Origin of the sequence: Vibrio sp. D3 (genome assembly GCF_043995865.1) — a bacterium.
GTDB classification, from domain to species: Bacteria; Pseudomonadota; Gammaproteobacteria; order Enterobacterales; family Vibrionaceae; genus Vibrio; species Vibrio diabolicus.
On sequence record NZ_CP171887.1, the window covers coordinates 2,987,940 to 3,000,324 of the forward strand.

The window sequence follows — 12,385 nt, forward strand, 5'->3', positions numbered from 1 at the left end:
TCCCTTCTTCTTTTTACTAACGTGCTCGCCTATTTGAGGCAAGTATTACTCGTGCCGCAGCACAAAAAACACTCAGTTAAAATCCTATTATCCATGCGGTTAATGTCACGCAACACAGGTTTAACATCCCTAATGTTAATGCTTGAGGGCCAAAACCTCGATGCCGTGATAGCAGTCACATAACCTATAAATTCTATGCCCTTAAGTGCATTACCGAAGCAAAAACCCAATTACATCAATTTTTCTGCTATGTGGCTCATCTACACTAACCCTACTACTTTTGGGGAGTTCTTTTTAAAGAGCGCCTCGTAATGACAATAACAAGCGGATTTCCGCAATCACACACTGGAGGATAACTGTGCAAATTATCACCACAGATATCGCAGTCATCGGCGCAGGCGGCGCTGGTCTTCGTACTGCTATTGCAGCGGCTGAAGCAAACCCAGACTTAGAAGTCGCTCTGATTTCTAAAGTTTATCCAATGCGCTCCCACACGGTCGCTGCAGAGGGTGGCTCAGCAGCAGTTATCAAGGATGAAGATAGCTTAGACAACCACTTCAACGACACTGTTGGCGGTGGTGACTGGCTATGTGAACAGGACGTTGTTGAATACTTTGTAGAGAACGCGACTCGCGAAATGATCCAAATGGAGCAATGGGGTTGCCCATGGAGTCGTAAAGAGAACGGTGAAGTCAACGTACGCCGCTTTGGTGGTATGAAGGTTGAACGTACTTGGTTCGCTGCAGATAAAACTGGCTTCCACATGCTTCATACGCTATTCCAGACATCCATGAAGTACAGCAACATCAAACGCTTTGATGAGTACTTTGTGGTGGATCTGCTTGTTGATGAAGGCGAAGTTCAAGGTCTGATTGCTATTCACATGTCTGAAGGCGAGCTTGTTACTATCAAAGCAAAATCTGTTGTTCTAGCAACAGGTGGCGCGGGCCGAGTTTACCACTGTAACACCAACGGCGGTATCGTAACGGGCGATGGTATGGCAATGGCTTACCGTCACGGCGTTCCTCTACGTGATATGGAATTCGTTCAATACCATCCAACCGGTCTTCCTGGCACAGGTATCCTGATGACGGAAGGTTGTCGTGGTGAAGGCGGTATCATCGTTAACAAGAACGGCTACCGTTACCTACAAGATTACGGCATGGGCCCTGAAACTCCAGTTGGCCAACCGAAGAACAAATACATGGAACTGGGTCCTCGTGACAAAGTTTCTCAAGCTTTCTGGCACGAACAACAGAAAGGCAACACCATCAAACACCCACTGGGTGACGTGGTGCACCTAGACCTTCGCCACCTTGGTGAAGAGTACCTACAAGAGCGTCTACCATTCATCTGTGAGCTAGCAAAAGCTTACGTAAACGTAGACCCTGCAAAAGAGCCAATTCCAATTCGTCCAACGGTTCACTACACCATGGGTGGTATCGAGACAAACGGCGGCTGTGAAACTCGCATTAAAGGTCTATTCGCGGTTGGTGAATGTGCGTCTGTTGGTCTTCACGGTGCAAACCGTCTAGGTTCTAACTCACTGGCTGAGTTTGTGGTATTTGGTCGCGTAGCGGGTGAAAACGCAGTGAAACGCGCTGAAGAATTCAAAGGTTGGAACGAGTCTGCAATCGATGCTCAAGTGAAAGCAGTTGAAGAGCGCATCGCCAAACTGATGAACCAAGAAGGTGATGAGAACTGGGCAAACATCCGTACTGAAATGGGTCATACCATGGAAGCGGGTTGTGGTATCTACCGTCAAGAAGATTTGATGCAAGAAACCATTAACAAGATCACCGAACTAAAAGAACGCTACAAACGCATCAGCATTAAAGACAAAGGCAAAGTGTTTAACACTGATCTTCTGTACGCAATTGAAGTGGGTTACGGCCTAGAAGTCGCAGAAGCGATGGTTCACTCTGCGATTCTACGTAAAGAATCTCGCGGTGCGCACCAACGTCTGGACGACGGTTGTACAGAACGTGATGACGTGAACTTCCTAAAACACTCACTTGCTTTCTACAAACCAGATTCAGCGCCAAGTATCGATTACAGCAATGTGACTATCACTAAGTCACAACCAAAAGCTCGTCTATACGGTGAAGCAGCAGAAAAAGCAGCGGCTGAAGAGAAGAACGCAGAGGAGCAAGCATAATGTCAGCAAATCGCATTCAAAAAGTAGACATTCTGCGTTATGACCCAGAAAAAGATGCAGAACCATACAAGCAAACATTCGAAGTGCCATTCGATGAAACCATGTCTGTGCTTGACGCACTGGGCTACATTAAAGATCACCTAGACAAAGATCTGTCTTACCGTTGGTCTTGCCGTATGGCGATCTGTGGTTCTTGCGGCATCATGGTGAACAACGTACCGAAACTTGCTTGTAAGAGCTTCCTACGTGATTACCCAGACGGTGTGACTATCGAGCCTCTAGCGAACTTCCCAATCGAGAAAGACTTGATTGTTGATATGACGCCGTTCATCGAACGTCTTGAAGCAATCAAACCGTACATCATTGGTAACGACCGTAAACCAGAAGAAGGTACGAACTTGCAAACGCCAGAGCAAATGGCGAAATACAAGCAGTTCGCTGGTTGTATCAACTGCGGTCTGTGCTACGCGGCGTGTCCTCAGTTTGGTCTAAACCCTGAGTTCATCGGTCCTGCGGCACTAACGCTAGCACACCGCTACAACCTAGACAGCCGTGACAACGGTAAAGATGAGCGCATGAAGCTTATCAACGGTGAAAACGGTGCTTGGGGTTGTACGTTTGTTGGTTACTGTTCTGAAGTTTGTCCGAAGAACGTTGACCCAGCAGCGGCAGTAAACCAAGGCAAAGTGGAGTCTTCTATGGACTTCGTGATTGCTATGTTGAAACCTGATGGTTCACCAAAGAAAGTGGAGGCATAAGGATGAGCAATCGTAAACCTTACGTTCGTGAAGTAAAACGCACTTGGTGGAAGAACCATCCTTTCTACCGCTTCTACATGCTACGTGAAGCGACTGTGCTGCCTTTGATCCTATTCACTCTGTTCCTAACTTTCGGTTTAGGTTGCTTGGTGAAAGGCCCTGATGCATGGCAAGGTTGGTTGGATTTTATGGCAAACCCAATCGTAGTCGCAATCAACATCGTTGCACTACTAGGTAGCCTATTCCACGCTCAAACTTTCTTCAGCATGATGCCGCAAGTAATGCCAATTCGTTTGAAAGGCAAACTGGTGGACAAGAAAATCATCGTATTGACTCAGTGGGCCGCGGTTGCGTTCATCTCACTGATCGTTCTCATCGTGGTGTAAGGAGCTGAGCATGAAACCGAATTATAGTGTAAACACATCACCAAAACGTTCTGATGAGCCAATCTGGTGGGGTCTATTTGGTGCTGGCGGTACTTGGTTCGCGATGATCACGCCAATCACGGTATTGGTGCTGGGCATCTTGGTCCCACTAGGCGTGATTGATGCAGAAGCGATGAGCTACGAGCGTGTCTCCGAATTCGCAACCAGTATCATCGGTGCGCTATTCATCATTGGCACCCTAGCTCTACCAATGTGGCATGCGATGCACCGTGTACACCACGGCATGCACGACCTTAAATTCCACACTGGTGTGATAGGTAAAATTGCATGCTATGCATTTGCAGGCCTCATTACTGCACTAGCCGTTATCTTTATCTTCATGATTTAAGATACTGACTAAAAAGAAAAAGCTGGCTCTATGCCAGCTTTTTTATTGCTTTGGGTTACCCATGATCTTTTTGCTTTTTAAGCTTTTGACCACCCATGATCTTATTGCTGTATGACCTTCTTCGTTTGGTCCATAAGACCCAGGGCACCAAAGCCAGTAATCACATCTAGGTTTGTTTTCAAGCCCGTTTCTTCGCTACCACCAATGTAGTTTTGTGGCATCTGAACTTGGAAGTTTTGCAAGTTGTTGTACAACGAGTTCGCTACGTCTCGATTCAACTCTGCCAAATAAACTTCACGGTTTGCCCCTAACGCCGAGTACTTCGCTTTTAGGACCTCAGATTCTGCACGACCTTTCGCTAATATCGCTTTCGCTTCAAACTCAGCAGAAAGTGCGTTCGCCTTTTGAATGGCTAAGTTAGCCTCTGCGATAGCTAGCTCTTTCTCCTTCTCGACTTCAGCAAGTCGTTTGGTTTTTTCCACTTCAACGATTTCACGCTCTGCAATCTGACGTGCAACTTCCACTTCTTTTTGCTGAGCAATAATAGCGAGTTCTTTACCACGCTGAGCGTCTTGCACTTCACGTGTTCGTTGAATCTCTTTACGTAACTGCTCGGTCTCAGCCTGTGCTTTCGACGTTTCTTGTTCCTGAATCGCACGAATACGATCCGCCACTAAACGCTTTTTATCCGCCAATAGCTGATCCAATTGCTTTTCTGGCTGTGGATCACCAATGGTCACCTGCGTCACTTGAATGCCGTATTGTTGTAACGGGTTGTCTTGACGAATTGGTTGCCCGGTTTTATCTACAACTGGCACCGTTTTCCAAACCAGTTGATTGGTGCGCTGTAGTTGGTTCGCATTGGCCTGATTCGCCCCAACAGGCGCAAGATCCAACTCTTCCACTTCAACCTGACGTCGCTCTGTTAGATAAATCCCCTCTCGCAACTGATCGCCAAGTTTCGATTTGAACTGGTTCAAACCACCTTGGAAAAACTCTTCACCCGTGTATTGGGTAGCAGTAATCACCGTCACGTTACGTGCGTTCTTTACAAGCAGCGCATCAATCAAGTTACTGTTGTTACGGAACTCTTTGTGCATCTTCTTCACCGCTTCAGGGTCATTACTGAGCTTAAAGCGGAATGTTACGGGGATCTGACCAATGTAGGTGTCGGCAAACCGAACCTGAATCGCATCAAGACGTTGATAAAAATCTTCGCCCTTGCTATTACCGAATGACACGGTGATCACTTGGTCATACTTGGTGATTTTGGACAGAAATGGCATACGAAAATGAATGCCAGGTTCAGTAAATACATCCAACTCACCAGTGATATTGTTCTGATGCACGTAGCTGTAACCTGCATCGGTCATCAGCACAGAGCTATTAATCGTTAAGCCTATTGCCAACAGCGGTACGCCAAACACCGCAGCTTTCAATCCTTTGTGTAGTAACTGACGTCTTTCTTCCACCTTTAAACCCCTTCCTAAGCCTCTGCTTTCCATTTTGTTCTCCTTTTTGGATTGTTACTGAGTTAAATCGATAAAAATCAGATTGCTATGCAACTCAACAACAAGAACTAATGTATCAAAATGTTACATTAAGGAATAATCGACAGATTCATGAAATAAATAAGATTTTTACGAATAATACAAAATCATCGAAAATTTGCGGAGGATATCGATTTTCTATGCAGGAACATTCAAGAGAGAATTACAGGCAATAAAAAAGGCCGCCGAAGCGACCTTTCAAACAATCAATCTAAAGTACTTACTTCACACGGCCTACGTATTCAGCCGTACGAGTATCAACGCGAATCACTTCACCAATTGAGATGAACAGAGGAACACGAACAACAGCGCCAGTTGATAGCGTAGCTGGTTTACCACCAGTACCTTGAGTATCACCTTTCAGGCCTGGATCTGTGTCTACCACTTCTAGCTCAACGAAGTTTGGTGGAGTAACAGTAATTGGGTTACCGTTCCAAAGTGTGATCATACAAGTGTTGTTTTCTACCAACCACTTAGCGTTGTCACCTACCGCTTTTGCGTCTGCTGCGATCTGTTCAAACGTTTCACTGTTCATAAAGTGGTAGAATTCGCCGTCTGAATATAGATAATCTAGGTCGATATCCATTACGTCTGCCACTTCACAAGTGTCACCAGACTTGAATGTTTTCTCTAGCACTTTACCAGAAAGAAGTTTACGAATTTTAACGCGGTTGAACGCTTGGCCTTTACCTGGTTTAACGTATTCGTTTTCCAGAATTACACAAGGCTCGTTATCAAGCATTAACTTAAGACCGCCTTTAAATTCATTGGTGCTAACTGTAGCCATTTTTTCCTCTTACATTCTTAGAGCTAAATTCAATGCCGCACATAATAACCCGAAAAGTCGAATCTGTTGAGCAAAACTGGCTCAAACAGTTGGCGAATGGGATCTCTGATCCTGCAAAATTGCTCGAAATACTGGAAATTGATCCTTCACCGTGGCAAGACGGGTTTGCCGCGCGCAAGCTGTTTGCACAGCGTGTACCGCAAAGTTTTGTCGATAGGATGGAGAAAGGCAACCCTAAAGACCCTCTTTTACGTCAGGTTTTACCATTAAGTGATGAATTTGAAGTACATCTGGGCTATTCCAACGATCCGTTAGAAGAGCAGGATAATGAAGTCCCTGGTCTGCTACACAAGTATCGCAACCGCGCCTTAATGATCGTCAAAGGTGGCTGCGCGGTAAATTGCCGTTACTGTTTTCGTCGTCACTTCCCATATCAAGAAAATAAAAGCGGCAAGCAGGCATGGACAAAGTGCTTAGAGTACATGGCGCAGCAACCAGAGTTGAACGAAGTCATCTTCTCAGGTGGTGATCCATTAATGGCAAAAGACGATGAAATTCATTGGCTTTTAGAGCACATTGCTCACATACCTCACATCAAACGTCTGCGTATTCATAGCCGTTTACCTGTGGTGATTCCCGCTCGAGTCACTGATGAACTATGCCAACTGCTGCAAGCATCAAGGTTGCAAATCATCCTCGTGACTCACATCAACCATGCCAACGAAATCAATGACGAATTTGCTGAACAGATGTTCAAGCTCAAAAGAGCAGGCGTTACGCTTCTAAACCAAGGCGTTCTGCTGAAAGGCGTGAATGATTCGGTAGAAGCTCAAGTGGCGTTAAGTGAAGCCTTATTTGACGCGGGTATCTTGCCTTATTACCTCCACGTTCTTGATAAGGTGCAAGGCGCGGCGCACTACTTTATTTCGGACGAAGAAGCAAAAGCCATTATGCGCGGACTCATCACACGTGTATCGGGTTATCTGGTACCAAAACTCACACGAGAAATTGGTGGCAGGCCAAGTAAAACGCCGTTGGATTTGCATTTAGAATAGGTCCTGACGCTCAATTAAATTTGTCGTCACGACCGTTCCTTTTTGTTCGCTTTGCACGGTAAGTCTATGCATACTCCGCTCTTTTGGAGGTCAAGATGCATACAGCACTCGAACAAATTTTCGATCTTGGCCCATTCAGCTGGCCTGCCCTACTATGCTGTGCCATTAATGGGCTAATGATCGGTATCGAACGCCAAACTCGTGGTAAACCTGTTGGCATTCGCACGGCAATTCTTATTATTTCAGGCACTTACCTGTTTATGTCGATGGCAGTATCGTTATCGCCAAATACGCTCGATCAAGCACGCGTGCTTGGTCAGATTATTACTGGCGTCGGCTTCTTGGGCGCAGGCGTGATGATGACACTCGATGGAAAAATCCACGGCGTAACATCCGCAGCGGTTATTTGGGTACTGGCAGGATTAGGGTTGATGATCGGTTTGGGTTATTTAACGCAGTCGGTGGTCATTACCCTACTGGCTTTAACGGTGTTACTGGGCGTGGATAAAGCAGAAAACCACATCAAAGCATTGCGCCGAGGGGTTCACCAAAGAATTCAACAACGCAAAACCTCATCCCGCTTAATTAAATAGTTAACGCGCCGATAAACTCGCTTCACCCCATCAGTAATTAAAAAGCCCTCGACGAATATCGAGGGCTTTCGGTATCTAAAGATTCTGACTTGCTCAGGGATTATTTAGCGAAGTTGATGAGTGGGAAACACTTGAAGAAACCGTTATCCGCACAGTTCAAAAGACCAATTTGTACGCCATCAATTTGATCGGTCATGTTGAAGAAACCAAACTGGAAATTAGACTTTTTAGAGATACTCGCTAAGCCCACATCCGCCATGGTGTAGCCTTCAGAATAGTTCACCGCGCTCCAGTTCAAGCCTTTTACATTGTTCGTAATGTTGACAGCACCCAAGTTAACACCCGTCGTCTGACCTTGGTTCCAGTTAACTAAGCCTAAAGACGCACCTTTCATTTCTTGGTTTACCTTTGCTGCACCAAAAAACAGACCGAAGTTCACACCTGTCGTACGATCCGTTTCTGACATACCAAGCAGTGAAAAGTCGACACCTTTAACCTCATTCACCTGTCCATGCAACACGGCTAAACGAACACCACCAACCGACGAGTTAGAAGGTGCGTTTGTGTTGTCGATAGTAGAGAACATCACAGGTGTACTGTCAGCAAGAGCAACTGGTGATGCGATAGCGGCTGCAACCGCCAATGACGTCATAAGCTTTTTCATTTTCATCTCCATGATGGGAAGCAACAATTTACAACATAGTGTAATGTTCAGATTTTGCGCTATCCACGTTCAAAAAGTGTTAGCGGTAGGTCAGATTTAACCATCTGACTCAAAAGAAAAAATTTTATCGCTTCTATTTTCATGTTTTTCCACTGACATTTCTTGAACTCGCCTCTCACAATCGAAGCCACATCAGAATGCTATATTTCTCGGATAACGCACATAAAAAAGTCGAGGCAAATGCCTCGACTTTTAAAGGTTTGGTCGGTTATCTTTCCGCTATAAGGATTCCCTTAGAGCAAAGAGATAAGCAGGCTTACATCATGCCACCCATACCGCCCATGCCACCCATGCCGCCCATGTCAGGCATCGCTGGTGCGTCTTTTTGCGGTAGGTCAGTAACCATTGCTTCAGTCGTGATCATCAGACCCGCAACCGATGCTGCGAACTGTAGCGCAGAACGAGTTACTTTCGTTGGGTCTAGGATACCCATTTCTAGCATGTCGCCGTATTCGCCTGTTGCCGCGTTGTAACCGTAAGAGCCTTCACCCGCTTTCACGTTGTTCGCAACCACTGAGTCTTCCTCACCTGCGTTCTTCGTGATTTGACGGATTGGCGCTTCCATTGCACGTAGTGCAACGCGGATACCAACGTTTTGCTCTTCGTTGTCACCCGTTAGGTGAGCAATCTTAGATGCCGCGCGGATAAGTGCAACACCACCACCAGCAACAACACCTTCTTCAACCGCTGCACGAGTCGCGGCTAGCGCATCTTCTACACGGTCTTTCTTCTCTTTCATTTCAACTTCAGTTGCTGCACCAACTTTGATTACTGCAACACCGCCAGCCAGTTTCGCTACGCGCTCTTGTAGTTTCTCTTTGTCGTAGTCTGAAGTTGCGTCTTCGATTTGTTGACGAATTTGAGCTACGCGACCAGAGATCATCTCTTCTTCACCGATACCATCGATGATAGTCGTGTTTTCTTTCGTGATAGAAACACGCTTCGCTTGACCTAGATCTTCTAGTGCTACTTTTTCAAGCTCTAGACCGATTTCTTCAGAAATCACAGTACCGCCAGTTAGGATCGCGATGTCTTGTAGCATTGCTTTACGACGGTCACCGAAGCCAGGTGCTTTCACTGCTGCAACTTTCACGATGCCACGCATGTTGTTGACAACCAATGTTGCTAGCGCTTCGCCTTCTACATCTTCTGCGATGATAAGCAGTGGACGAGACGCTTTCGCTACAGCTTCTAGCGTTGGAAGAAGTTCACGAATGTTTGAGATCTTCTTATCAACTAGCAAGATGAATGGGTTTTCTAGATCAACACTGCCTGACTCTTGGTTGTTGATGAAGTAAGGAGATAGGTAACCGCGGTCGAACTGCATACCTTCTACTACGTCTAGCTCATCTTGTAGCGCCTGACCTTCTTCAACAGTGATAACGCCATCACGGCCCACACGCTCCATTGCTTCAGCAATGATGTTACCTACGCTTGCGTCTGAGTTTGCAGAGATAGTACCAACCTGTGCGATCGCTTTCGTGTCGTTACATTCAACAGAAAGCTCTTTTAGTTGCTCTACTGCTGCAGCTACTGCTTTGTCGATACCACGCTTAAGGTCCATTGGGTTCATACCCGCTGCGACTGCTTTTAGACCTTCGTTTACGATAGATTGTGCTAGTACTGTTGCTGTTGTTGTACCGTCACCTGCCGCGTCGTTTGCTTTAGACGCAACTTCTTTAACCATTTGTGCGCCCATGTTCTGGAATTTATCTTCCAGTTCAATTTCACGCGCTACTGATACACCATCTTTCGTGATAGTCGGTGCACCAAAAGATTTGTCTAGAACGACATTACGCCCTTTAGGACCCAGTGTTACTTTTACTGCGTCAGCCAGAACGTTTACACCTTCTAGCATTTTAACTCGTGCGTCATTACCAAATTTAACGTCTTTAGCAGCCATCTTTGATTTCCTTTCTAAAATTCTTTGTGTGTAATTTCGTAATTGAATCTGAGTAAAAAATTACTCAATGATTGCTATTATTCAACGATCGCCATGATGTCGTTTTCAGACATGACAAGCACTTCTTTACCGTCGATTTTTTCAGTTTTTGTACCGTAACCTTCAGCGAAGATAACAGTATCACCAACTTTAACGTCCAGCGGCAGTACTGTGCCGTTTTCTAGGATGCGGCCTTTACCCACAGCTAGAACAACACCGCGAGTTGATTTTTCTGCAGCAGAACCAGTCAGAACGATGCCACCAGCAGACTTAGATTCAACTTCTTTACGTTCAACGATAACTCGGTCATGTAATGGACGAATGTTCATCGGTCGTCTCTCCTGAAAATATCCATGTTTATTTGATAATTGTCCTTAGGGACTGTAGCCCCAGACACGTGATCCCTATATAAGGGGTCGAAGCAGCGATCCCAAGGGGGTGGCACAAAATTTTTGTGACTTAGTTAAAATAACGAACAACTAAGCAACGGTTTGCGTTCGAAATGCTCACTCGCCCAGCATCTCGCTTTCTTGTATCCTTGCAGTTTGCTCACCACATAGTTGTCATACATGCAGGAAAATAACAAGCTGGAACCCCAAGCGACCGATAAGCATGGTTTGTTGACCGCACCCATTCCTGAAACGCTGCGGAAAATGACCGTCCCCATGACCATGGGCATGATCGCGATTTTGATGTTTAACTTGGTGGACACGTTTTTTATCTCGTTGCTTGGTACTCAAGCACTAGCGGCGATCAGCTATACCTTCCCTGTAACCTTTGCGGTTAACTGCATCACGATGGGAATAGGGATGGGTCTATCGACCAATATTGGTCGCTTACTTGGACAAGGTCACGCCCCACAAGCCGCTCGGTTTACCACTCACGGTTTGTTGTTAGCGGTGTTACTCGTGGCTATCGCCTCTTCGATTGGCTTTGCCACTATTGCACCACTGTTCCGCTTTCTTGGCGCAGCCGACGACCTAATTCCACTCATCGAAGAGTACATGCAGGTGTGGTATCTCACCATTCCATTGTTGGTGATCCCAATGGCGGGCAATAGCGCGATACGAGCATCTGGGGATACAAAAACACCTGCCAAAATCATGATGTTGGCGGGCTTGATTAACGGCATGCTCGATCCACTACTGATCTTCGGACTTGGCCCATGCCCCGAGCTTGGCATCCAAGGGGCAGCAATAGCCAGTGCTTTTAGCTGGTTAGGTGCACTATGTGGCTCATTCTATGTGCTAGTTAAACGCGAAAAGTTGCTCGCTCAACCCCAATGGTCCTTGCTGAAACAAGATTGGCAGCAAACTTTAAAAATCGGCACTCCTGCCGCACTGTCGAACGCGATGAATCCATTGTCAGGTGCCATTCTGATGATGCTGTTATCCAACCACGGTACGGCAGCAGTTGCGGCTTACGGTGCGGCGCAGCGTATTGAGTCTATTTTGATCCTAGTCTTGATGTCTCTGACCTCAGCACTCACGCCATTCATGGCACAAAACTTAGGGGCGAAAAACCCTCAACGCGCCTTTTCCGGCTTATTTATCAGCATGCGTTTTGCGGTGGTGTTCCAAGGGTTTATCTTCTTGATGATGGTGCCATTGAGTATTCCTCTAGCGGCATTGTTCTCGCAGGAAGAAGCGGTAAAAAATCTGCTGTGGCATTACCTGCTTGTGGTGCCGTTCAGTTATGGTTTTCAAGGCATTGTGATGATGTTAATCAGTGGTTTGAATGCGATGCACAAACCATTACGAGCATTCCAATGGAGCTTTATGCGTCTGTTCGTGTTTACCCTGCCATCAGCATGGATCGGAAGCCAGATTTACAGTATTGAAGGCTTGTTTATAGGTATCGCTGTGGGGAATACGTTAGGTGGCCTACTGGGCTATATGTTTGCACTGCGCGAACGTAAATTGACGCTCATTGAACAGAGCGGCGCTTCGTAAGATTCTGTCCGATCCCTCAGCTTCCTTTGGCTGATACTCAAATACAAAAAAACCGCGGAAAGCCGCGGTTTTTCTTTATCTATTTCAAACTT

Annotated in this window: 12 protein-coding genes; 7 read left to right on the forward strand and 5 right to left on the reverse strand. The window is 46.1% G+C overall.

Annotated features, from left to right (window positions below; all coding sequences use genetic code 11):
- The first annotated feature begins 358 nt into the window (after nucleotides 1–358).
- Genes frdA through frdD form a run of 4 tightly spaced genes read left to right on the forward strand, consistent with a single transcriptional unit; the run spans nucleotide 359 to nucleotide 3,690 of the window.
- Nucleotides 359–2,158, forward strand: a complete 1,800-nt coding sequence (gene frdA / locus ACHFJ9_RS21885) for a fumarate reductase (quinol) flavoprotein subunit (RefSeq protein WP_047010259.1) — start codon at nucleotides 359–361, stop codon at nucleotides 2,156–2,158.
- Entirely contained in the window at nucleotides 2,158–2,916 is a 759-nt protein-coding gene (locus tag ACHFJ9_RS21890; protein WP_258459433.1) for a succinate dehydrogenase/fumarate reductase iron-sulfur subunit, read from the forward strand. The genes frdA and ACHFJ9_RS21890 overlap by 1 nt, the downstream gene beginning before the upstream one ends.
- Nucleotides 2,917–2,918: 2 nt before the next feature.
- Nucleotides 2,919–3,302: a fumarate reductase subunit FrdC gene (gene frdC, locus ACHFJ9_RS21895; RefSeq protein ID WP_109170182.1), complete on the forward strand. Its 384-nt coding sequence runs from the start codon at nucleotides 2,919–2,921 to the stop codon at nucleotides 3,300–3,302.
- Between the two features lie 10 nt (nucleotides 3,303–3,312).
- Complete coding sequence (gene frdD / locus ACHFJ9_RS21900) at nucleotides 3,313–3,690, forward strand: fumarate reductase subunit FrdD (RefSeq protein ID WP_005395421.1); 378 nt, start codon at nucleotides 3,313–3,315, stop codon at nucleotides 3,688–3,690.
- A 101-nt stretch (nucleotides 3,691–3,791) separates the two neighbouring features.
- Here frdD and ACHFJ9_RS21905 read toward each other — a convergent pair whose 3' ends face one another.
- Both ACHFJ9_RS21905 and efp read right to left on the reverse strand, forming a co-directional pair.
- Nucleotides 3,792–5,195, reverse strand: coding sequence for an SPFH domain-containing protein (locus ACHFJ9_RS21905; RefSeq protein ID WP_005395423.1), 1,404 nt, complete (start codon nucleotides 5,193–5,195; stop codon nucleotides 3,792–3,794).
- 265 nt (nucleotides 5,196–5,460) lie between these two features.
- Entirely contained in the window at nucleotides 5,461–6,027 is a 567-nt protein-coding gene (gene efp / locus ACHFJ9_RS21910) for an elongation factor P (RefSeq protein ID WP_005395425.1), read from the reverse strand.
- A gap of 32 nt (nucleotides 6,028–6,059) precedes the next feature.
- Here efp and epmB point away from each other — a divergent pair, with 32 nt between their 5' ends.
- Nucleotides 6,060–7,082: an EF-P beta-lysylation protein EpmB gene (gene epmB, locus ACHFJ9_RS21915; RefSeq protein ID WP_395356294.1), complete on the forward strand. Its 1,023-nt coding sequence runs from the start codon at nucleotides 6,060–6,062 to the stop codon at nucleotides 7,080–7,082.
- A gap of 95 nt (nucleotides 7,083–7,177) precedes the next feature.
- Nucleotides 7,178–7,675 carry an MgtC/SapB family protein gene (locus ACHFJ9_RS21920; RefSeq protein WP_005395427.1) on the forward strand — a complete coding sequence of 166 codons (498 nt, stop codon included), beginning with the start codon at nucleotides 7,178–7,180 and terminating at the stop codon, nucleotides 7,673–7,675.
- 100 nt (nucleotides 7,676–7,775) lie between these two features.
- Here the strand turns inward: ACHFJ9_RS21920 and ACHFJ9_RS21925 are convergent, their stop codons facing one another.
- From ACHFJ9_RS21925 to ACHFJ9_RS21935, 3 genes are all read right to left on the reverse strand, one after another.
- Nucleotides 7,776–8,339, reverse strand: a complete 564-nt coding sequence (locus ACHFJ9_RS21925; RefSeq protein WP_005395435.1) for a VC2662 family protein — start codon at nucleotides 8,337–8,339, stop codon at nucleotides 7,776–7,778.
- Between the two features lie 316 nt (nucleotides 8,340–8,655).
- Complete coding sequence (gene groL / locus ACHFJ9_RS21930) at nucleotides 8,656–10,302, reverse strand: chaperonin GroEL (RefSeq protein ID WP_005381509.1); 1,647 nt, start codon at nucleotides 10,300–10,302, stop codon at nucleotides 8,656–8,658.
- Between the two features lie 77 nt (nucleotides 10,303–10,379).
- Entirely contained in the window at nucleotides 10,380–10,670 is a 291-nt protein-coding gene (locus ACHFJ9_RS21935; protein WP_005381516.1) for a co-chaperone GroES, read from the reverse strand.
- 240 nt (nucleotides 10,671–10,910) lie between these two features.
- Here ACHFJ9_RS21935 and ACHFJ9_RS21940 point away from each other — a divergent pair, with 240 nt between their 5' ends.
- Entirely contained in the window at nucleotides 10,911–12,293 is a 1,383-nt protein-coding gene (locus tag ACHFJ9_RS21940; RefSeq protein WP_395356298.1) for an MATE family efflux transporter, read from the forward strand.
- Nucleotides 12,294–12,385: the final 92 nt, after the last annotated feature.